This window comes from Streptomyces sp. NPDC058620, assembly GCF_042717135.1.
Classification (GTDB): Bacteria; Actinomycetota; Actinomycetes; order Streptomycetales; family Streptomycetaceae; genus Streptomyces.
Window position 1 is genome coordinate 257,473 of the sequence record NZ_JBHXQO010000001.1, and the last position, 21,108, is coordinate 278,580.

At 71.1% G+C, this 21,108-nt stretch carries 20 protein-coding genes and 2 pseudogenes; 9 read left to right on the forward strand and 13 right to left on the reverse strand.

Going from position 1 to position 21,108, the window contains the following annotated elements; all coding sequences use genetic code 11:
• Positions 1-96 precede the first annotated feature (96 nt).
• From ACFWSK_RS01095 to ACFWSK_RS01110, 4 genes are read right to left on the reverse strand one after another with little or no spacing between them, the layout of a single operon-like run.
• Positions 97-1,101, reverse strand: coding sequence for a DUF5914 domain-containing protein (locus ACFWSK_RS01095; protein WP_383780202.1), 1,005 nt, complete (start codon positions 1,099-1,101; stop codon positions 97-99).
• Entirely contained in the window at positions 1,098-2,093 is a 996-nt protein-coding gene (locus ACFWSK_RS01100; protein ID WP_383780205.1) for a phytoene/squalene synthase family protein, read from the reverse strand. The genes ACFWSK_RS01095 and ACFWSK_RS01100 overlap by 4 nt, the downstream gene beginning before the upstream one ends.
• Entirely contained in the window at positions 2,090-3,643 is a 1,554-nt protein-coding gene (gene crtI, locus ACFWSK_RS01105) for a phytoene desaturase family protein (protein WP_383780207.1), read from the reverse strand. Before crtI ends, ACFWSK_RS01100 begins: the two co-directional genes overlap by 4 nt.
• Complete coding sequence (locus tag ACFWSK_RS01110) at positions 3,631-4,806, reverse strand: polyprenyl synthetase family protein (protein ID WP_383780211.1); 1,176 nt, start codon at positions 4,804-4,806, stop codon at positions 3,631-3,633. The genes crtI and ACFWSK_RS01110 overlap by 13 nt, the downstream gene beginning before the upstream one ends.
• A 278-nt stretch (positions 4,807-5,084) precedes the next feature.
• Here ACFWSK_RS01110 and ACFWSK_RS01115 point away from each other — a divergent pair, with 278 nt between their 5' ends.
• On the forward strand, positions 5,085-6,086 hold the full coding sequence (locus tag ACFWSK_RS01115; protein ID WP_383780213.1) for a helix-turn-helix domain-containing protein: 1,002 nt from the start codon (positions 5,085-5,087) through the stop codon (positions 6,084-6,086).
• Between the two features lie 70 nt (positions 6,087-6,156).
• On the forward strand, positions 6,157-6,783 hold the full coding sequence (locus tag ACFWSK_RS01120; protein WP_383780215.1) for a peptidase inhibitor family I36 protein: 627 nt from the start codon (positions 6,157-6,159) through the stop codon (positions 6,781-6,783).
• A gap of 136 nt (positions 6,784-6,919) precedes the next feature.
• Here ACFWSK_RS01120 and ACFWSK_RS01125 read toward each other — a convergent pair whose 3' ends face one another.
• A complete protein-coding gene (locus tag ACFWSK_RS01125) occupies positions 6,920-7,540 on the reverse strand; it encodes a TetR/AcrR family transcriptional regulator (protein ID WP_383780217.1) in 621 nt (206 codons plus the stop codon).
• 158 nt (positions 7,541-7,698) lie between these two features.
• On the opposite strand from ACFWSK_RS01125, the gene ACFWSK_RS01130 reads away from it, so the two are divergent.
• Both ACFWSK_RS01130 and ACFWSK_RS01135 read left to right on the forward strand, forming a co-directional pair.
• On the forward strand, positions 7,699-7,911 hold the full coding sequence (locus ACFWSK_RS01130) for a DUF4287 domain-containing protein (RefSeq protein ID WP_383780219.1): 213 nt from the start codon (positions 7,699-7,701) through the stop codon (positions 7,909-7,911).
• Positions 7,912-8,207: 296 nt separating this feature from the next.
• A complete protein-coding gene (locus ACFWSK_RS01135; RefSeq protein ID WP_383780222.1) occupies positions 8,208-8,465 on the forward strand; it encodes an oxygenase MpaB family protein in 258 nt (85 codons plus the stop codon).
• A 36-nt stretch (positions 8,466-8,501) separates the two neighbouring features.
• Here ACFWSK_RS01135 and ACFWSK_RS01140 read toward each other — a convergent pair whose 3' ends face one another.
• Positions 8,502-9,329: an alpha/beta fold hydrolase gene (locus tag ACFWSK_RS01140; protein WP_383780225.1), complete on the reverse strand. Its 828-nt coding sequence runs from the start codon at positions 9,327-9,329 to the stop codon at positions 8,502-8,504.
• Between the two features lie 897 nt (positions 9,330-10,226).
• Between ACFWSK_RS01140 and ACFWSK_RS01145 the strand changes: the two genes are divergently transcribed.
• Positions 10,227-10,643: a CBS domain-containing protein gene (locus ACFWSK_RS01145; protein ID WP_383780229.1), complete on the forward strand. Its 417-nt coding sequence runs from the start codon at positions 10,227-10,229 to the stop codon at positions 10,641-10,643.
• 121 nt (positions 10,644-10,764) lie between these two features.
• Positions 10,765-10,905, forward strand: a pseudogene (locus ACFWSK_RS01150) (DUF2795 domain-containing protein); the annotation flags it as partial.
• 187 nt (positions 10,906-11,092) lie between these two features.
• Here the strand turns inward: ACFWSK_RS01150 and ACFWSK_RS01155 are convergent.
• Both ACFWSK_RS01155 and ACFWSK_RS01160 read right to left on the reverse strand, forming a co-directional pair.
• Positions 11,093-11,248 (reverse strand): DUF6131 family protein, encoded by a 156-nt coding sequence (locus ACFWSK_RS01155; protein ID WP_383780232.1) that lies wholly within the window; start codon positions 11,246-11,248, stop codon positions 11,093-11,095.
• A gap of 162 nt (positions 11,249-11,410) precedes the next feature.
• Positions 11,411-11,569 carry a CsbD family protein gene (locus ACFWSK_RS01160; protein WP_383780234.1) on the reverse strand — a complete coding sequence of 53 codons (159 nt, stop codon included), beginning with the start codon at positions 11,567-11,569 and terminating at the stop codon, positions 11,411-11,413.
• A gap of 175 nt (positions 11,570-11,744) precedes the next feature.
• On the opposite strand from ACFWSK_RS01160, the pseudogene ACFWSK_RS01165 reads away from it, so the two are divergent.
• Together ACFWSK_RS01165 and ACFWSK_RS01170 are read left to right on the forward strand one after the other, a co-directional pair.
• Positions 11,745-12,709 (forward strand): annotated as a pseudogene (locus tag ACFWSK_RS01165) (LLM class F420-dependent oxidoreductase).
• Positions 12,710-12,771: 62 nt separating this feature from the next.
• Positions 12,772-12,951: a hypothetical protein gene (locus ACFWSK_RS01170; protein WP_383780237.1), complete on the forward strand. Its 180-nt coding sequence runs from the start codon at positions 12,772-12,774 to the stop codon at positions 12,949-12,951.
• Positions 12,952-13,071: 120 nt separating this feature from the next.
• Here the strand turns inward: ACFWSK_RS01170 and ACFWSK_RS01175 are convergent, their stop codons facing one another.
• Positions 13,072-13,398: a plasmid stabilization protein gene (locus ACFWSK_RS01175; RefSeq protein ID WP_383780239.1), complete on the reverse strand. Its 327-nt coding sequence runs from the start codon at positions 13,396-13,398 to the stop codon at positions 13,072-13,074.
• A 313-nt stretch (positions 13,399-13,711) separates the two neighbouring features.
• A complete protein-coding gene (locus tag ACFWSK_RS01180; protein ID WP_383780242.1) occupies positions 13,712-14,416 on the reverse strand; it encodes a hypothetical protein in 705 nt (234 codons plus the stop codon).
• A 216-nt stretch (positions 14,417-14,632) separates the two neighbouring features.
• Between ACFWSK_RS01180 and pgm the strand changes: the two genes are divergently transcribed.
• On the forward strand, positions 14,633-16,279 hold the full coding sequence (gene pgm, locus ACFWSK_RS01185; protein ID WP_383780245.1) for a phosphoglucomutase (alpha-D-glucose-1,6-bisphosphate-dependent): 1,647 nt from the start codon (positions 14,633-14,635) through the stop codon (positions 16,277-16,279).
• Between the two features lie 49 nt (positions 16,280-16,328).
• Here pgm and rho read toward each other — a convergent pair whose 3' ends face one another.
• The 3 genes from rho to meaB all read right to left on the reverse strand — a co-directional run bounded on the left by rho (position 16,329) and on the right by meaB (position 21,105).
• Positions 16,329-17,468, reverse strand: a complete 1,140-nt coding sequence (gene rho, locus ACFWSK_RS01190) for a transcription termination factor Rho (RefSeq protein WP_383780247.1) — start codon at positions 17,466-17,468, stop codon at positions 16,329-16,331.
• A 579-nt stretch (positions 17,469-18,047) separates the two neighbouring features.
• Entirely contained in the window at positions 18,048-19,709 is a 1,662-nt protein-coding gene (locus ACFWSK_RS01195) for an ABC-F family ATP-binding cassette domain-containing protein (RefSeq protein ID WP_383780249.1), read from the reverse strand.
• Positions 19,710-20,082: 373 nt separating this feature from the next.
• On the reverse strand, positions 20,083-21,105 hold the full coding sequence (gene meaB / locus ACFWSK_RS01200; RefSeq protein ID WP_383780251.1) for a methylmalonyl Co-A mutase-associated GTPase MeaB: 1,023 nt from the start codon (positions 21,103-21,105) through the stop codon (positions 20,083-20,085).
• Positions 21,106-21,108: the final 3 nt, after the last annotated feature.

The window sequence follows — 21,108 nt, forward strand, 5'->3', positions numbered from 1 at the left end:
TCACCCCGGTCGGCCGAGTCCGCCGGCTCCGCGGTCTCGGACGACTCCGCGCAGCCTCCGGGGACTCGACGCGGTCTCAGCCGGCGGCGCCGCGTCTCAGCCGGGGAAGCGGCCGGTGCTGCGCAGCGACCAGCGGCGCTCGGCGTAGGCGAGGTCGTCGCGCCACAGGCGACCGGCCGCCCGGCGCATGAGCGGTCGCAGGACCGGTGCGGTGGCCCGCGCCAGGGCGAAACCGCGCCGGTCCGAGGCGGCGACGACCGCTTCGGTCACCGCGGTCCGCGGCCGTGCGTGTCCCCTGGGCGTCAGGGGAGTGGCGTGCGTCTCCACGACCGAGGACGCCCCTTCGCCCTCGGTGATGTGCATGACGACCGTGCGCGGCTCCGGTGCGGTGAACACGGCCCGTACGGGCACCACCAGCCGGCCGGCGACCCGGAACGACACCTCGACGGTGAACCCGTCGTCGAGGCCGCCCCGGGGCGTGTCCACCACCCGCAGATCGACGAACGAGTACGGATGGAACCAGGACCCGTGCCAGGGATCGAGCCGGTTCGCCACCACGTCCTCCGGCTCGCACCGGCCCACCGCCGTGAAGACCGAGTCCACCGCGTCTCCCGGTGAGGGCCGCACCGGCAGGACCGGGCGCTCCAGCGGCTCCTCGCCGCCCGCCTGGTCGAGACGTACCCACACCAGCACCCCGTCGTCGTGAACGGGCAACGGCTCCCAGCCCGCGAACGGGCCGCCTTCCAGAGCCAGGCCGTGCCAGCGGCACACGAGCGTCCCGCACACCACTCTGCCCTCGCGCAGCGGAGCCCCCAGGTGCGGGCAGGCACCGGGCCCGGCCCGTACCTCACCCGTATCCGCGCGCCACAGCACGACCTCCACGCCGCTCACGGTGCGGCCGTAGGGGCGGCCGCGGACGATGCCCCGGGAGGAGCCGACGACGAACCAGTTCCCCGACGGCCTCGCGGCGGCCCGCTTGAGGGCGGCGGAGATCACGGAGGGCTTCGCCTCCTGCCACGTCGGCGCCTGCGCCTCCCACCCCGCCCCCCTGCGCACGCGCAGCGGCGAGGTCCAGCCCGCCCGGCTTCCTGGGTCGTTCATCGGACGAGTCCTTCCCTCTGGGGCACGGTGCCGTGCGCGGGCGTCACCGGGTCCGGCGCCGGGGCGCGGAACCGCGCGCTCATGATGCGCAGGAGCCCGACGGCGGCCGTACGCGCCCGGCGCCGGCGCGGGACCACCGACCGGTGGTGCAGCACGGCGTAGTCGTCGTCGGCGATGGCGTCCAGAATGCCCCCGTACAGCGTGTACGCCGTACCGATACAGGGCCGCACCCGCGGATCGAGCATGCCGATGCCCGGCTCGGCCGAGCGGTACACGTCCCTTGTCATCGCGTCCGCGGCCACGAAGGCGGCGCGGATGCGCGGATCACGGCGACCGGTGCGACGGCTCCACTCCAGCAGGGGCCGGTCCACCCCGTGGGCGGCGAGCAGGTCCGCCGGCAGATAGACGCGCCCCCGGTCCAGGTCCTCGCCCACGTCCCGCAGGAAGTTGGTCAGCTGGAACGCCACACCGAGCGCCGCCGCGTGCGGTGCCGCCTCCTCGACGGCCGTCACCGTGCCCAGGACGGGCAGCATCTGGAGCCCGATCACGGCCGCCGAACCGTGCATGTAGGCCCGCAGATCCGCGTACGTCGCATAGTCGGTGACGTTCAGGTCGCTGCGCATGGAGGCCAGGAAATCGGCGAACAGCCCCGGCTCGATGGCGTACCGCTCAGCGGTGTCCGCCACGGCCCGCACCACCGGCTCCTCCCCGCCGCCCGTGCGCAGCGCGTGCGTGAGGTCGCTCTCCAGCAGAAGCAGCAGCCGGTCGCGTTCCGTGGGCGTCTCGCGCCGGTCGAGGTCGTCGACGATGTCGTCCGCCCAGCGGGCGAAGCCGTACAGGGAGTGGACCGCGCAGCGGCGTTCGACCGGCAGTAGACGTGTGGCCAGGAAGTACGTCCTGCCGTGGCGGGAGTTGAGCTGTCTGCACCGGGTATAGGCGGCGCGCAGTCCGGGCTCGGTGATGCCGGCTGCGTCCAGTTCACGTCGGGTCATCGGCGGGCGCCTTTCGAGGACGGTACGACGGTCCGTGGCGAGGGGGCCGCGTGCAGACGCGCCGGCCGGTTGAGGCCGGTGATGCGCGCGGCGGCGAGTTTCCCGCTGATGAGGACCGTGGGGACACCCACTCCCGGCGTCGTCCCGCATCCGGCGAGGACGACGTTGTCCCAGCCGCGTACGAGGTTCCGCGGCCGGAAGGGCCCCGTCTGGGCGAAGGCGTGGGACACGGAGAACGGTGTGCCCGCCGCATGCCCCTGGGCGGTCCAGTCCACCGGTGTGACCAGTAGTTCGCGGTCGATGGACGCCCCGAATCCGTGCAGCCCGCGGCGTTCGAGCTCGGCCACCAGACTGTCGCGGTACCGCGGCCCCAGGTCGTGCCACGAGGCGGCGGGAGGCCCGGTCGTGGTGTTGGGGCACGGGGCCAGGACGTAGTGCAGGTGCTTGCCCTCCGGCGCGAGTCCCGGATCGTGCGTCGTCGGCCGGGTGATCAGCAGCGAGGGGTCGCTCATCAGCTGTCCGGTGCGGGTCAGCTCGTCGAACGTCCCCTCCCAGGCGGACCCGAAGGAGAGCGTGTGGTGCGCCAGTTCGGGCCAGGTGCGGTCCGTACCGGCGTGGAGGATCACCGCGGAGGGGGAGTGGCTCAGCCGTACCGGGCGCCGGGGAGCGCGTCCCAGGAGGCGGTGCGCGACCGGCAGGTCGGGCGTGAGGACGACCGCGTCGCAGGCGATCCGTTCACCCGTCGAGAGGTGCACGGCGCGTACGCGTCCGGCGGAACGCTCCAGTTCGGTCACCTCGGCCGACCACCGGAACGCCGCACCCGCGTCGCCGGCCGCGTCCGCCATGGCCCGGGGCAGCGCGTGCATACCGCCCCGGGGGAACCAGACGCCCGCCACCGTGTCCATGTAGGCGATGACGGCGTACGCGGCGAGGGCCCGGGCCGGCGCCACCCCCGCGTACAGCGCCTGGAAGGAGAAGACCCTCCGCAGCCGGGCGTCCGAAAGGAACCTGCTGATCCCGGGGTCCAGCCGTCCGAAGCCGCCGAGTGCCGCCAGCCGGGCCAGGTCGGGGTGGAGCAGTCGGAAGGGCGAGTCGAAGTTCGTATCGATGAACCGGCGCATCTGCGCCAGGTACAGCCGCTCCAGCCAGGACCGGAGCCTGCGGTACCCGGCAGCCTCGGAGGGCCCGGCGAAGCGCCGCACCTCCGCCTCCATGGCGTCACCGTCCGTGTGGACGTCCAGTGTCGAGCCATCCGCGAAGCGGGCGCGGTAGGCAGGATCGAGCGGGATGAGTTCCATGCGCCGGTGCAGGCTGTCGCCGACGGCCGCGAAGGCATCGTCCGCCAGATGCGGCATCGTCAGAACGGTGGGCCCCGTGTCGACGCGGTATCCGCCCAGCTCCACCCGGCCCGCCCGACCGCCGGGCACCGCGTCCCGCTCGACGACCGTCACCCGCCGGCCGGCCCCCAGGAGGTGCAGGGCCGCGGCGAGTCCGGACAACCCTGCACCGACCACGACGACATGGTCCGTCGGACCCGCTACGGTTTCCACACGCTCTCCCCGTCCTGCTCCGGCGCCGTGCCCACCGCGCGTTCGACCAGCGAGGCGAACTCCCGGCGCACGTGTTGATCGGCGCCCGTGGCGCCGAACTGACTCACACTCATGGCGGCCAGCTCGGCGATCCGGGCTTCCACGACCGCCCGTGCGCCCGTGCGCTCCAGCGCCGCGCGCATCCGGCCGATCGCCTCGTCGGAGCGGGCGGCGGTGCCTGGTCCAGCGGCGTCGGGCCTCAGCGCGTCGACGGCGTCCTCGTCGTGGGCGGCGGCGGCGAGCTCGGTCGCCACCGCGAGGAGATACGTCAGTTTCCGGCCGCGCAGGTCCTCGCCGGCGGGCTTGCCCGTGACCGCGGGGTTCCCGAAGGCCCCCAGCAGATCGTCACGGAGCTGGAAGGCGAGCCCCGCACACCGGCCGGCGGAGCGCAGCGCGTCGAGCGCGCCCGGGGCGGCGCCGGCCAGGGACGCGCCCAACGCCAGCGGCCGCGCGACGGTGTAGAGCGCACTCTTCAGCGTGGCGACGGTCACGGCCTCGTCCATCCCCGACGAGCCCACGGCCTGGGCGTGGATGTCCCGGTACTGGCCGGCCACCATCTCCGTCCGCATCGCCTGCCACTCACGGTGCAGCTGCCGTCCGTGCGGCGAGCCGAGCGCCGTGTCGGTGAGCAGGTCGTCGGCCCACGCCAGCGCGAGATCGCCCGTCAGTACGGCGGCGGCCGTGCCGTAGGCATCCGGTGAACCCTTCATGCGCCCGGCTCGGTGCGCCCCTGCGAAGTCGGTGTGCACCGCTGGTGCGCCTCGCCGCACGGGAGACCCGTCCATGAGGTCGTCGTGTACGAGCGCACACGCCTGGAGGAGCTCCAGCGCCGCCGCGACACGGAACACGGTCCTCGACGACCCGCTTCCGCCCGCGGCCCGCCACCCGCACCACAGGAAGGCCGTCCGGAGACGTTTTCCCCCTCGCTCGACGAACTCGGCGACCCTGCCCGCCACCTCCTGGGCGAACAGGCCGTCCACCTCGCCGGCCTCGACGAGCCTCGCGGCGAGGTGCTCGGCGAGAACGCCGTTGACGGCAGCGGCGGCGTCGCCCGCACCGTACGGGGCCTCGCCGGGGCCGGCACCATCGGCGGCGCCTGCCCGCGCCGTCCGCGTATCAAGCATGGACAACCCCCTTCGGTCTTCGTTCCACGCGTGCACGTGCTTCGGCCGTCGGCCGGATCACGGATGCGCTTATGCCTGCCCGGCGGGGGGCACCGCCGGGCAGGGTTCACTCCGACAGCCCTGGACCGCGGGGCCGTCGGAGGGGGTGACGCGGTGGGGACGGAGGCCCTTCTCGGCCACGGAGGCCGCGGGCCGACGGGGCGGCGTTGTGTGCCGCGCGCCCGACGGGCCACCGTGTACGAGGCAACTGTGTGCCGCTCGGGTGGGGGGACGAACTGATGGCGTTCACGGAGTTCGACACGGCGCTGTTACCGCGGGAGCAGCGGTTCGAGTGGTGGCGGGACGCCGTCTGGCGTGGGGTGGAGCCCACTTCGATCACCAGCGACTTCGCCGCGGACTTCGTCGCGAGCCTCGGCTCGCTCGATCTGGGGCGGCTCCAGCTGACGAAGATCTCGTTTCCCGCGCTGCGGTCGGAGCGCACGGCAGGGCTGATCAGGCGGGACGATCCCGAGGTGTACGAACTCACTCTGATTCTTGAAGGGGTGATGGGCTTCTCGCAGGAGCGTCATACGACCCGGCTCCGTGCCGGGGACATCACCCTGTGGACCTCGTCCCGGCCCTATCGCGGCGAGGCGACGGGCGGGCCCGACGCCGGGGTTTCGCGTGCGCTCATTCTCCACATGCCGCGCGCGCTCGTACCGCTGCCCGAGGCCAGGGTCGCCCGGCTGCTCGCGCATGGCCTGCAAGCCCGGACCGGGGTCGGCGCCCTGCTGGCGGACTTTCTCGGTTCGCTGTCGGCGGAGGCGGCCGTGCTCGACGAACGGAGCCGGTTGCGCCTGGGCGATACGGTGCTCGGCCTGGCCAGTGGATTCCTCGCCCACCACCTCGATGCCGAGGAGTGTCTGTCGCCGGAGACGCGGCACGAGCTCCTGCTGGCCCGGATCGACGTCTTCGTACGGGACAACCTCACCGATCCGGCGCTCGCGCCCGGCGTGATCGCGGCCCGGCACCACATCTCGGTCCGGCTGCTGCATCACCTCTTCCGGCAGCGCCAGGACACCGTGGCCGCCGCCATACGGAGGCAACGGCTGGAGAACTGTGCCACCGACCTCACCGACCCGCGGCTCCGCAACGTGCCGGTCCATGACATCGCCGCGCGCTGGGGGCTGGGCAACGCGGCGACGTTCAGCCGGATGTTCCGTTCCTCCTACGGGATGGCCCCGGGCGAGTACCGGCGCGGTGCACTCGTTGCGAACGGTCGTTGCACGCTCGGCCAATGACCAAGGGGTGCGGTCCGCAGCAGAGTTGGCGTCGGCCCCATGGGGGAAAGCCAACCAGAGGAGTACTTTCGTGAACCGGAACCGGACTGAGCGGCGTTTTCGCGGATCGACCGGGGTGGGACGGGTCGTCATCGCCCTGATGCTGACGCTCGCCGCGTGTGTGGCCACGGCGGGGACAGCAGGCGCCGCGGCCGTGACCGAGAGCGCACGGGGTACGAGCGGCGTCGCTGCCCCGGACTTCTCGGCCCAGGCGAGAGGTGCCGGGCTGAGCGGAGCCGAGGCCGCGTCCCTCCAGGCGAAGGTCGATGCCCGCCTGGCCGAGTGGGGTGGGACCCAGGTGGCGGCGAACAAGATCCTGCTGCCGCAGGCCGAGGTGACGCTGCCCCTTCCGGGGGAGAGGAGCGCTCGCGATCTCGACGCGGCGGGCGGCGCCGTTGCCGCGGCTTCCTGCCCCTACACGTACGTGTGCGCCTTCTCCGGACCCGATTTCACCGGGACCAAGATCGCCCTGTTCACCTGCGACTCCCCCTATCGCATCTACTGGAGCGGGACCGGGTCGTGGATCAACAATCAGCGGGCGGCCCTGACGGCGAAGTTCTACGACTCCAGTCAGATCCTCCGCTGGACCTCGCCCGGCGGCTACAGCGAGGACCGGTACGCGGACTGGAGCTGGGTGTACTGGCTGAGCCCCTGCTGAGCCCCGCGTTCACCCCGGCCCTTGCTGAGAGTGCTGGGGGCACGTAGCACGCGGAGCGCGGTCATGGAGAGGTGAGGTGCAGCCTGCCGGAGAACGGCGGCTGCATCCGGCCGGTGGGGCCGGTGGACGGTGCCGGTCAGCGGTACGCGGCGAGGAACACGCGGACACCCGCTGCGGCGTAGTGGTCGAGTTCGGCCTCGGTGTGCTGAGGACTGCCGCGGAACATGGCCTCGTTCACCGGAATCCACAGCAGGAGACCGGAGAAGTGGTGGGCGGCCAGGAGCGGTTCGTCGACCCGGAGCAGTCCGTCGTCCGCCAGGCGCCCGAAAGTGGCTGCCAGGGTGGCCAGTACGCGCTCGAAGCCCTGTTCGTACCAGGCCGCGCCCAGCGCGGGGAACGCGTCGGCGTTGGCGATGATCAGGCGTCGCAGCCGGAGCACCTGGGGTTGGGTGAGGGCGGAGAGGAACTGGCGGGCGAGCCGGGTGAGGTTCTCTTCCAGGGCGTCCGCGTCGGCGGGAAGGCCGGCCACCAGGTCGACCATGGCGTCGACGCGCTCGGTGGTGGCCAGAACGATCTCCGCGAAGAGCTTCTCCTTGTCCTTGAAGTGCTTGTAGACGGTCTGCTTGGACACCGCGGCCAGCCTCGCGACGTCGTCCATGCTGGTGCCGGAGTAGCCCTTCTCCATGAAGGCGCCGGTGGCGGCCTCCATGATCGCCTGGTGCTTCCGCGCCGACCGGCCCTGCTCGTTCGCTTCCATACCGCCTCCGCCGCCTGTCGGTACTGGACAGTCCAGTTTCCGCGTGGGTACTCTACCGGTCGGAGCCGGGGCGGTACCACACCGTCCAGTTCTCTGCCGGGTCGGCGCGACGGTGTGACCGTCCCGGACAACCACGCGGACGGATGGGACATCACGACATGACTGAGCCGGTGAAGGGCCCCGCCAGCTATTTCCCCTCGATCGAGAGCAAGCACGGCCGCCCGATCGCGGAGTGGAAGGAGCTGATCCGCTCCTCGCCCCTGACCAGGCACATGGAGCTCGTGTCCTGGCTCAAGGCCGAGCACGGCCTGGGGCACGGCCACGCCAACGCTCTCGTCGCGCACACCCTCGCCGAGGACAACGGCAAGTGAAGCGTCCGTAGTCGCTGGGGGCGGGAGGCGGGCGCCTCGGGCGGCGACGCGGAGTGCGCCCGGCCGGACGCCCGGCCTGATGCGCGTCCGGCCGCGCGGCCGGACGCACGGAACTGCCCGTCTTCGGCGACGAGAACTTCCACCACGCCCTGTCGACGCGAAACGGCCGTTCGTCCGTACGGGCTGACGAAAGCGGCGATCGCACCGTACGGGTGGTTTGGCTGCTGAAATCGAGCCAGGCATCAGCAGCTGCGGGTTGGTCAAGCTCTCCACCACACCTGATCACATGTCATGTGGTGCACCGATGCCGGAGGGCCGCCACCACCGCAACCGCGACCGACGACAGCCTCTTCCGCCGCACTCTCGGCGAACGGAGCATCGCCCTGGTGGCGTGGCGCCTCCTGGTCCTGCAGAACGCCGACCCGGCGGTGGCGGCCGGCGTCGCGCGGTTCTCCACCTACCGGGCCCATCCCTGGCGGCGCGTGGAACTCACCGAGTACGTCACGGCCCGCGCGGACACCACGGCCGGCGCCCAGCTCCTGGGGCGGCCATGACCGGGTCCGTCGCCGGGCCCGGTTCTCCCGCCGGGCTCAGCCCTTGAGGAAGGCCAGCAGGTCCTTGTTGAACTTCTCCTTGTCGCCGGGAACGAGCGCGATGCCGTGCGAGCCGCCCTCGTAGACCTTGAGAGTCGCGCCAGGGATGATCTCGGCGGACTTGCGGCCCGTGGCGTCGATCGGGACGATCTGGTCGTCGTCACCGTGCACGATCAGGGTCGGCACGTCGAACTTCCTGAGATCCTCGTGGAAGTCGGTCGTACCGAACGCGTCCACGCAGTCGACGCCGCCCTCGATGGTCTGCGCCATGGCCATGTACCAGAACGCGTCATGGTTCCCCCGGGTCGCCCTGCTGCCGTCGCGGTCGGCGGAGAAGAACCCGACCGAGGTGTCCTTCCAGAACTGGGAACGCTCGGTGAGGATGCCCTTCTTGATGTCGTCGAAGACGGACTGCGGCACACCCGCGGGGTTGTCCGGGCCCTGGAGCATCAGCGGCGTGATCGCCGACAGAAGCACGGCGGACTTGATGCGACCGGTCCCGTGGCGGCCGATGTACCGGGCGAGTTCGCCGCCGCCCATGGAGTGGGCGACGAGGGTGACGTCGCGGAGGTCGAGCTGCGTGAGGAGATCGTTGAGATCGTCCGCGAAGGTGTCGAAGTCGTAGCCGGTGTACACCGGGGTGGAGCGGCCGTGGCCGCGCCGGTCGTGCGCGATGCCGCGGAAGCCGGCGTCGGCGACCGCCTTCAGCTGGTCCTGCCAGGCGTCGCCGTTCAGCGGCCAGCCATGGATGAAGACCACGGGACGGCCCTGCCCCCAGTCCTTGTAGAAGATCTCGACACCGTCTCGCGTCGTGCAGATGGGCATGGCTTCCTCTCGGCCTTCGCCCCGGCGGAGGGGCGGTTCGCGACATCGTGCCGGGGCCCGGACGCGCCGCGCCCCGGGGGCTGGGACTCGCCGGAGCCGGTGCGGCACGGCGTACTCCCCGCCTCCATCGTGCGTACGCCGCGCCCCCGCGCAACGCGAGCCGTGAGCGTGCCAGGGCCCGGCGCCGCGGCCGGGGCCCGCTGGGTTCGCACGACGGCACCGACGCCGCTGTCCGTGCGCGGGGCCGTACGGGTGAGGCGGAAGCGTACGGATCAGGCGGGGGCGCCAGGGTGGCCCCGGGGTTCCGTGGGGAGCGTTATGACGTGTACAGGTCATCGGTGCGCGTGGCAGAGCACGTAGACGACGAGGTTGGTACGTCCCGTGACCGCGGCGGCGAAGCGTACGTCGGGGTCACGGGACCGCCTGACAGGGCGGGTCGAGCTCGCGGGTACCGGGGGCCCGGGAATGGGACAACTACCGGGCGGCGACGGCCGTCGTCAGCCGCCGGACCGGAAGCGGCAGCAGGAGGATCCAGCGCATCGAACCGCCCTCCGGCCGCTACCGGGGGCTGACGGTCGCGCGTACGAGCGGAAGAACGGGAGCGGCTCGGCGGTCGGCAGGCCGGGCCGCTCCGTCCACAATCTCCGGGTTCCGATCTCGAATAGGCGCCGGAGACGGGGGTACCCAGGCACCTGACCCCTGTACGAACGGCCCGGGCCGTGGGCAAGCGTGTATGCCGACACATCGATCACCGATGAGACCACTCCCAGCCGCCGCGCCGATTCCTGTCGGCCCGGTGACCCGAGCCGACAGGGACGACACCCGCTCGGGGTCTGTCGGCGGTCCCGAAAGGCAGACACGCAACCAGAAGGCAGACAGAAGAAGGGCGTGTTCCTCATGGCTACTGCTCGGGACATCATGACGCCCGACGTCACGTGCATCGGTGCGAACGACTCCGTCCTGGTGGCGGCACACAAGATGGCGGAGCTCGGCGTCGGTGCCCTGCCCATCTGCGGACCGGACGAGCGGCTGCGAGGGGTGCTCACCGACCGCGACATCGTGATCAAGGTCCTGGCGGCCGACAAGGACCCCGCGGAAACCACCGCCGGGGAGCTCGCCCAGGGCGAGGCCGTCACCATCGGCGCGGACGACGACGCATCGGAGATCCTTCGCACGATGAGTTCGCGCAAGGTGCGCCGCCTGCCCGTCATCGACGGCCACACCCTCGTCGGGATGGTCTCGCAGGCAGACGTCGCACGCTCCCTGCCCGATCCGGCGGTGGGGGACCTGCTCGAAGCCCTGTCGGCCGACTGAACCGGGCGTGTGCGCACCCCCTGCCGACGACGTTCTGCGCGTCGGCCCCGGCGGCCCGGTACCGCCACCCGGTGAGGACCGGGAGCGGGCCAGGGCGGAGGCCGGGGCCGAAGAGGTGAGGGTGGATCTTGCGCGTCATCTCAGTCGTGCGGTCTTCCCCGCGGACCGGGGCGCGCTGCTGGGGTCCCCTTCATCGGTACACGCTCCGGATGCGCTGATGGATCTGGTGCGAGAACTTCCCGCGGATGACCGGTATGCGAATGCCGGTGAGATCGTCGGAGCGCTTGGATGCCTCCTCGCGCCCAACGTGCCTGACCGCTCCGGGAAGTTCTTCGAAACAGGAAGCCCGACCCGATCTGCCGACCCGGCAGTCGGACCACCGGCTTCCTGGGCGGTTCGGCGCAGGCATACCGCATACGCCGGATTGCGCCGCCGTCCTGTCGGCGGCGCTACCAGTAGTGCTTTCGTCCGGCTACGGCGTGCCCCATCGATCCGAGAATCCACAGGACAATTCCGATCACCACGAGCACGATGCCGATCGTCCACAGAATGGAGAGACCGGCGATGAGCCCGATGACGAGAAGAATAACTCCGAGCAAGATCACGATTTGCTCCCTTCTCGCTTAGCTGTGATCCCAGTTTGGCCCCGGTACGGCGCAGCGGCAACTGCCTCTTACGTTCGGCAGCAGTTCGGCACCGACTGAAAGGTCGGTGCCGAACTGCTGCCGAACGGAATGACGGGGCGCGCCCAGCCGGGCGAGTGGTGATTACAGCGGACGGTCGTGGCGGCCCCGCAGCTTCCTCTTGGCCTTGCCCTCGGTCTGCTCCATCTTGCCTTCGGTTTCCTTGCGACGGTTGCCCGTCATCTTGCCCATGGCTTCCTTCGCCTTGCCGACGAGCTTGTCCTTGCCGCTTCCTTCGGCCATCAGAACTCTCCTTCGGTGAACGAATGCGGAACGAATTCCCCTCGTACCCAAAGTAGGGCGGACCGAACATCGTCGCGCGGCGTGGGCGGTGCCGTGCCAGGTCTTCCCTCCCCGGCGCCGCGGAAGGCGGAGCGTGTGTGGGTTTTAACTGTGGGATACCGGAAACGCCTACCATATGGCGCAATTCGGATACACGATGATGACCGAGCAGACCGGCCCGCGGGCCCTCGTCGACGATGTGGTGGCGGCGGAGCGAGCGGGATTCGACTTCTCCGTCACCTCTGACCACTACTTCCCTTGCTCGACGCGCAGGGCCACGCCCCGTACGCGTGGAGCGTGCTGGGTGCGGCGGCGCAGGCGACGTCCACGATCCCGCTGATGACGTACGTGACCTGCCCGACCGTCCGCTACCACCCCGCCGTGGTGGCGCAGAAGGCGGCCACACTGCAGCTGCTCTCGGAAGGCCGGTTCCGGCTCGGCCTGGGTTCGGGCGAGAACCTCAACGAGCATGTCGTCGGTGCCGGCTGGCCGGCGGCGCACGTCCGCCTGGACATGCTGGAAGAAGCTGTGGAGATCATCGGAGCGCTCTTCGACGGCGGGTACGTCAGCCACAGCGGCACCCACTTCGACGTGGACAACGCCAAACTCTGGGATCTGCCCGACACCCGCGTGCCCGTCGGCGTCGCCGTATCGGGGGGCCGCTCCTGCGAGATCGCGGGCAAGCTGGCCGACCTCGTCATCGCCACGGAACCCAAGCAGGAGCTGCTGACCGCATTCGACCGGCACGGCGGCTCGGGAAAGCCCAGCGTCGGCCAGCTCCCCGTCTGCTACGACGAGGACCGCAGGGCGGCCGTCGAGCGGGCGCACGACCAGTTCCGCTGGTCGGTGGGAGGCTGGAAGGTGAACTCCGAGCTTCCAGGTCCGTCCGCGTTCGACCAGGCCACCGCGTACGTCCGGCAGGAGGATGTCGAGAAGTCCGTGCCGTGCGGTGACGACGTCGGCGAGTTCGTCGATGCGGTCCGGCCCTACGCCGAGGCGGGCTTCACGGAGATCGCGCTGGTGCAGATCGGCGGCGCGCACCAGCAGCCGTTCATCCGCTGGGCGGAACAGAAGCTGCTGCCCGCGCTGCGCGAGCTCTGAGCGCGCCCGCGCGACGCCACATAATCCGGCTCAACCCAGGCCCAGGGAGGAACAAGCAGACCATGGGAAGGCACACAGAGCTCATCCGAGCCAAGGTCATGAGGGCGAGGGGCGCCAAGATGAGGGCGGACGGAGCTGCTCTCGGGGACGAACGCCTCAAGGCGGAGGGACAGCGGTACCAGGCCGCCGGGCGGACCGCGGAAGCGCAGGCGCGGGGGTCCCGTCACGGCCCCGGCTCCTGAGACGCAGCCCCGGATTCACACCCTCAGGACACCGCGAGGCCCCGCAAGGCACGGAGGGCGGCAGCGGCGCGGGGACACATGGGCGTGGGCCCCGCGTCCGCCGCTGCCACCGGCCGCTGTTCAGCGGCCGACGGCCTTGAGGAGCTGCTCCTTGTTCATGGTCGAACGGCCCTCGACGTTCTTCTTCTTCGCCTCTTCGTACAACTGGTCCTTTGTGGGACCCTGAGCCCCGCTGTGCGACCGCTGACCGCCGCGCTGCGACGCGGACTTCGGGTCACGGGTCGAGGTCTTGCTGGAGGTCTTCGCCTCGCCCGCGCGAGCACGCTCCTTGTTGACCGTGCGCGCGGCGATCTCCTTCGCACGCCCCTCGGACACCCCGCGCTTCTCGGCGCTCTCCTTCACGTGCTCGTACTGGCGCTCGCGTTTGCGGCTGGAACCTGCAGGCATGACGTCTCCTCGTAGAGGTTCTGCTCGTTGGTACGCGGACCGGGCGACACGGCCATGCGGTGCCGTCACAGAACCCGGTTACCACTAGTCGACGTCTGAAACTCGCCAACCGCGACAGGGGTACGCCCAGCGGGCTATGCGCCCCGGTGAGCAGTGGACCCGCGTTGCCCGGCTCCGTGTGGGACGCGAGCAAGCTCGCCTGCGACGAGATCCCCGTCGTGAAGACGGTCGAGGTGAACGCAGATACCGGTCATACGTGCCAGTGGTGGAGCAAGTTCGCCGCTGCCGGCGCGGCGGCCCCGTCCCGGGCGGCTCAGGGATCAGGTAGGCAGACCGTGAACCACTCGCCGTCGCGCGGGCGGTAGCCGTAGGTGTCCAGCAGGCCGCGGACCACCGCGGGCATGTGCCCCGCGCCGTAGACGACGGCCACGGTGATCGGTTCCTGCCACCGCTCGGTGTGAATGCCCGCCAGCGCGGTGAGCAGTCGCTCGTCCCGTCGGTGGAGCAGTGCGTGCTCCAGTCCGTCGTCCGCCAGCATCTCCGCGCGTGCCGTCGATGGCAGGTCCTCCACCGTCAGATCGGGGTCGAGGAAGGCGCGGGGTCCGCGCAGTGCGAAGACGAGGCCCATGACCGGGGCCAGGCAGAGCAGCGGCCAGTACAGCCGGCGCGGAAGTCTCCGCAGCTCGTCCATCGCCTCGACGGCGCTGACGTCCGGGGAGAGTACGGGAACTCCTGGCGGCAGCACGTTCGCCGCGGTCTGCTCCACCAGGCCGTTGCGGCGTCTGAGGGGCGCGAACCGGTAGGCCAGCAGCAGCATGGAAGCCCGCCGCGACTTCCCCGTGATTCCTTCGAGCACGATCAGGTCGCACTCCGCGAGCCGGTCCTTCACCTGGGCGTAGAACGCCGGTGACGCCACATGGACCATCGGGAAGAGCATGAACTTCAGCGGTGTGTCCTTGCGCCGCATCATGATCACGGCAGAGCGCACCGCGTAGCCGGACACGTCGATGAGCTGCATGAGCCCCCGCCCCCACCCCTGTCCCGGACGGCCGAGGCCGTACCCCACTGTCGGGCGGCATCCGGGACCGGTCAAGACCCGCGAGCTTGGGCATTTCGGCCACGCCCGGCGGGAGGCGGCCGGGCCGGAGTGCAGAATCAGGCAGGACACCTGTCGGCCGGCCTTCACCGCAGCACCGGCAGCGGGAGCCGGCCGGGCCGAGAACGAGGAGATCAGATGGTTCACGAACGGGCCGGGCAGCCGGCACAGCCAGGAGATCTGGTGGACGTGGCACGGCTGGTGACGGCCTATTACGCCGTCCATCCCGACCCGGCCGAGGCCGGCCAGCGAGTCGCCTTCGGCACCTCGGGGCACCGGGGCAGTGCGACGGCGGCGGCCTTCAACGACGACCACATCGCCGCCACCACACAGGCCATCTGCGACTACCGGGCACGCCAGGGCACCGACGGGCCGCTCTACCTCGGCGCCGACACGCACGCGCTGTCCGAGCCCGCCCGGGTCACCGCCCTGGAGGTCCTGGCCGCCAACGGCGCCACCGTCCTGATCGACTCCGACGACGGTTACACCCCGACCCCGGCGGTCTCGCACGCCATCCTGACGTACAACCGTGACCGGTCCGGCGGCCTCGCCGACGGAATCGTGGTGACCCCTTCGCACAACCCGCCGGGTGACGGCGGCTTCAAGTACAACCCGCCGCACGGCGGCCCGGCCGGGTCGGACGCCACCTCATGGATCCAGGACCGTGCCAACGCGCTCATCGAGGGCGGACTGAAGGAGGTCCGCCGCGTTCCGTACGCCCGCGCGCTGGCCGCCGACACGACCGGACGTCATGACTTCCTCACGGCGTACGTGGACGACCTGCCGGCCGTCCTCGACCTGGATGCCGTCCGCGACGCCGGTGTCCGCATCGGCGCCGACCCGCTCGGTGGCGCGTCCGTCGACTACTGGGGACGCATCGCCGAACGCCACCGCATCGACCTCACGGTGGTCAACCCCCTTGCCGACCCCACCTGGCGCTTCATGACGCTGGACTGGGACGGGAAGATCCGCATGGACTGTTCCTCCCCGTACGCCATGGCGTCGCTCATCGCGCAACGCGACGCCTACTCCATCGCCACCGGGAACGACGCCGACGCGGACCGGCACGGCATCGTCACCCCCGACGGCGGGCTGATGAACCCCAACCACTACCTCGCCGTCGCCATCCGGTACCTGTACTCCCACCGCGACGGCTGGCCCGCGGGTACGGGCATCGGCAAGACCCTGGTCTCCTCGTCCATGATCGACCGGGTCGCCGCCGACCTCGGCCGCCCGTTGACGGAGGTGCCAGTGGGCTTCAAGTGGTTCGTCGACGGTCTCTACGACGGAAGCCTGGGCTTCGGCGGCGAGGAGTCGGCCGGTGCGTCGTTCCTGCGCCGCGACGGCCGCGTGTGGACCACGGACAAGGACGGCATCCTCCTCGCCCTGCTGGCCTCCGAGATCACCGCCGTCACGGGGTCGACCCCGTCCCAGCACTACAACGAGCTCACGGCACGGTTCGGCGACCCCGCGTACGCCCGCGTCGACGCCCCGGCGACCCGTGAGGAGAAGGCGGTCCTGGCCGGGCTCTCGCCGGAGCAGGTCACCGCGGACACCCTGGCCGGTGAACCCATCACGGCCGTCCTCACCGAGGCCCCCGGGAACGGTGCGGCCATCGGCGGCCTCAAGGTCTGCACCGACAGTGCCTGGTTCGCCGCCCGCCCCTCCGGGACCGAGGACGTCTACAAGGTCTACGCGGAGAGCTTCCAGGGGCCGGAGCACCTGGCCGAGGTCCAGGACGAGGCCCGAGCGCTGGTCTCCGCCGCGCTGAACGCCGAGGGATGACCGCGTGCGCCGCGGTGCCGTACGGTGCCGCGGCGCGCCCCTGTGCGGCTCAGGCGCCGGGAAGGGTGTGGTGCACCTGCCGGAGAAACGTCGCGTTGTCCGGGGTGCTGCGGATCTTAGCGAGCACGGCCTCCAGGGTGGTCTGTCCGTCCCTGGACCGGAGGGCGCGGCGCAGCCCCCGTACGGTCGCCAACTCTGTCGCGGGCAGCAGTAGTTCCTCGCGCCGGGTGCCGGACGGGGCGATGTCGACGGCCGGGAAGACCCGCTTCTCCGCGAGCGAGCGGTCCAGCCGGAGTTCCATGTTGCCGGTGCTCTTGAGCTCTTCGAAGAAGTAGTCGTCGGCCCGGGAACCGGTTTCCACGAGTGCGGTCGCCAGGATGGTCAGCGAACCGCCCTCCTCGGCCAGGCGTGCCGCGCCGAAGATCTGCTTGGGGCCGGTGAGAGCCGCCGCGTCGACACCGCCGCTCAGCGTCCGCCCGCCGGCGCCCGCCGCGTTGTTGTGGGCCCGGCAGAGCCGGGTGAGGGAGTCGAGGAGGATCACCACGTCCCGGCCCTGCTCGACGAGGCGCTTGGCGCGCTCGACGGCCAGTTCGGCGAGAGCGACGTGCTCCTTCGCGGGCCGGTCGAAGGTCGATGCGTACACCTCGCCCCGTACCGAGCGGCGCATGTCCGTCACCTCTTCCGGACGTTCGTCGAGGAGGACCACCATCAGATGGCACTCGGGGTGGTTCGTGGCTACGGCTGCCGCGAGTTGCTGCAGGAGCACGGTCTTGCCGGTGCGGGGCGGCGCGACGATCAGTCCGCGCTGCCCCTTCCCGATCGGCGCGATCAGGTCGACGAGCCTCATCGCGGGGCCGCCCGTAGCGGTCTCCAGACGCAGCCGCTCCCGGGGGTGCAGCGGGGTGAGGTCACGGAAGTGCGGCCGGGCCCGGAGAGCCTCCGGCTCACGGCCGTTGACGCGCTCGACCCGGCTCAGGACGCGGGGCCTGTCGCAGGTGCCTTCGACGACATCGCCTCTGCGCAGGCCGTGCCGGCGGATCAGGGAGGACGACACCTGGATGTCGCCGGGGGAGGGGTGGCCGCCGTCGGTGCGCAGGACCCCGTGTCCGCTCTGCGCGGTGTCGAGGACACCGGCGGTGCGGACGGGCTGGTCTTGCTGGGTGACGGGGCGTTCGAGTGTGCTGGTCATGAGAGGGGTCCTTTCGCGGACAGGGCGAAATGAGGGTCCGGCGAACGGCGGGGCGGCGAAATCACGCCCCGTACACGGGAAGGAGAGCCCGGGCCGGACGGAGAGGGGAGAAGCTGGATCGCCGGTCGTGAAAGGACGGGCGCAACAGCGAGTGGAACGAAAACAGCACCGGCGCCCGGAAGAAGGGGCGTACACATGTGCCATGCGCAATGTAGCACGTCCGGCTGTAAGCGGCCGGTGAAGAAAGGTGTTCCTGCCGCGTCGCGTCACCGGTCCGGGACCACACGTCCTGCGTGGCCGGGAAGTCGATGACGAAGTTGCCTTCCTCTGCGAGGAGTTCGGGGGCCTGGGACCCGGAGGACACGATGCCCCGCTCGATGGAATCGACAACCGCCGGGTTGACCGCGTGGTACATCCCGAAGCCGGCGCAGTTGACGAGGGGAACGCGGGCATCGGGAGGGAAGCCGAGCAGTTCGTGTGCGCGTTCTGCGACGGCCCCACTACCGGCCTCCGGCTCGCGAAGGTCTCCTCTATTTCGCGCCCTCGCCAGGCGCCCCCGCCGCTCGGCTTCCCCGTTCGTCAGCCGGCCTCCGGCGATGCGAGCAGTTCTCGGACCTCGTCGCCCGTGCTCTCCCGGAGTTCCTCCCCGAGCAGCAGCCAGCGGGTGATGCCGACCGAATCCAGGAACGGCAGATCGTGACTGGCGATCAGGAGCGCACCCTCGTAGGAATCGAGCGCGCTCGTCAGCTGTCGGACGCTGGCCACGTCCAGATTGTTGGTCGGCTCGTCCAGCATCAGCAGCTGCGGGGCTGGTGCGGCGAGCATCGTCGCCGCCAGCGCGGCGCGGAAACGTTCGCCGCCCGAGAGCGTCCCCGCCGGCTGTTCCGCGCGCGCACCCTTGAACGAGAAGCGGGCGAGCTGGGCGCGGATGTGGTTGTCGGTGACGCCGGGAGCCATCCGTGCCACGTTCGCGGCGACGCTCAGTTCCTCGTCGAGCACGTCGAGCCGCTGTGGGAGGAACCGCAGGGGTACGTGCGTCCTGGCCTCACCCGACAGCGCGGCGAGTTCCCCGGTGAGGATGCGCAGCAGCGTGGTCTTGCCGGCGCCGTTGCGCCCGACCAGCGCGATGCGTTCGGGACCCTGCACCTGCAGGTTGCCCTCCCGCAGCCTGCCGTATCCGGGGCGCAGTCCGCGCAGGCTCAGGACGGTACGGCCCGCGGGTACGGCGGTGTGCGGAAGGCTCACACGGATCTCGGCGTCGGCGCGGATCGCGTCCGCGGCCTCTTCACGCCGCTCGCGCGCCTCGCCTAGCCGGTCCTCCTGCACACCGCGGAGCTTGTCCGCCGACTCCTGCGCGGACCGTTTGCGCTCGCCCGCGACGATGCGCGGAGCCCTGCGCTGGGCGTCCATCTTCTTGCTGTGCCGCTCGCGGCGGGCCACTTTGATCCGGGTCTCCTCCAGTTCGCGCTTCTGGCGACGCACATCGGCCTCGGCGGCCCGCAGCATGCGCCCGGCCGCCTCCTGCTGGGTGGCGAGAGTCTCCTCGTAGACGGACCAGCCGCCCCCGTACCAGCTCACCGCACCGGACCGCAGCTCGGCGATCCGGTCCACGCGCTCCAGCAGCTCGCGGTCGTGACTGACGACGACCAGCACACCGGAGCGCCAGGAGCCGACGGCGTCGTAGAGCCGGCGGCGCGCGAACAGGTCGAGGTTGTTGGTCGGCTCGTCGAGGAGCAGGACCTCGGGGCGCTCCAGCAGCAGCGCGGCCAGGCGCAGCAGCACCGTCTCCCCGCCCGACAGCTCGCCCACGGTGCGGTCGAGCCCGACCTCGGCGAGGCCGAGCGAGCCCAGCGTCGCCAGGGCCCGCTCCTCGACGTCCCAGTCGTCACCGACCGTCTCGAAGTGCTTCTCGTCGACGTCTCCCGCCTCGATGGCACGCAGCGCGGCGCGCCGCACGGCCACGCCGAGGGCCTGGTCGACGCGCAGAGACGTGTCGAGGGTGATGTTCTGTGGAAGGTGGGCGACGCTGCCGGTCACGCTCACCGAGCCCTGGGAGGGATGAAGCCGGCCGGCCAGCAGTCGCAGCAGAGTGGATTTGCCCGAACCGTTGGCGCCGACCAGACCGGTGCTGCCCCGGCCGAAACCGAGGGAGAGACCTTCGAAGACGGGAGTGCCGTCCGGCCAGCGGAACGACAGGGCGGAGCAGGTTACGGCGGTGCTGGGCGCGATGGGGTGGGTCATGAGGACTCTCGCAGTCGCAAACGCAGGGATGGGGGCGTCGTATGCGAGCACCACGCGGCGACCGAACCGGGAAGGACGGGGCTAGGGCCTCCGGGAAAACGGGGGACGGCCCATGCACCGAGGTCGCATCCGCGCAGGGTCACGGGCGGCAGGAAGCCGGCTACAGCGTGACGGGCGTACGGCGACTGCCGTACGGCGCGATGATCGCGAACCTCAGATGCGCAACGTCCACCTCAATCGGAGACAACAGGACGTGAAAACTGTACCGGAGGCACCGGAGTCCGCGCACGGCATTTCAGTGCTGCGTGCAGATACGGAGCTGTGGCCGGCCTCCCACGTGGCCGGCCTCCCACGGGAGGCCGGCCATGAGACGTCAGCCGGTCGGTCCCGCGCGGTCCCCGGGCTCCGACGCACCGCCGCGGAACGCGCCGAGAATCTGTTCGGCGGCGAGCGTGGCCGTCAACTCCCCTTCCCGTACCCGCTGTTCGAGGGCAGGGGAGAGGGCCCGCACCTCGGAGTGGTTGCGCAGGCTGTCCAGCAGCTCGTCGCGGACCATCGCCCACGTCCAGTCGACCTGCTGATCCCGACGCTTCGCCGTCAGCCGGCCCGTGGAGTCGAGCAGGGTGCGGTGCTGTTCCAGCCGCTCCCACAGTGTGTCGAGGCCGCTCGACTCGCGGGCGCTGCACGTGAGCACCGGGGGAGTCCATGCGGCGTCCGCCGGGTGCATCAGCCGCAGTGCGCCCGCCAGTTCGCGCGCCGCCGACCGGGCGTCGCGCTCGTGCGGGCCGTCGGCCTTGTTGACCGCGATGACGTCCGCCAGCTCGAGGACGCCCTTCTTGATGCCCTGGAGCTGGTCGCCGGTCCGGGCGAGGGTCAGCAGAAGGAACGTGTCGACCATATTGGCGACCGCCGTCTCCGACTGCCCGACCCCGACCGTCTCCACGAGCACGACGTCGAAGCCCGCCGCCTCCATCACCACGATGGATTCGCGGGTCGCCTTGGCCACCCCGCCGAGCGTCCCCGCACTCGGGGAGGGACGCACGAAGGCCCGGCCGTCCACGGCCAGCCGTTCCATCCTGGTCTTGTCGCCCAGGATGGAACCGCCGGTCCTGGTGGACGAGGGGTCGACGGCCAGCACCGCGACCCGGTGCCCGAGGCCCGTGAGCATGGTGCCGAGCGCGTCGATGAACGTGGACTTCCCCACGCCGGGCACCCCGCTGATGCCGATGCGCCGGGCCTGCCCCGCATGCGGCAGCAGCCTGCTCAGCAACTGCTGGGCCAGGACCCGGTGTTGGGGGCGGGTCGACTCGACGAGAGTGATGGCGCGCGCGATGTACGCCCGCTTCCCGTCGAGCACCCCCTCCACGTACCTGTCGATGTCGATGGTCACAGGCATGCG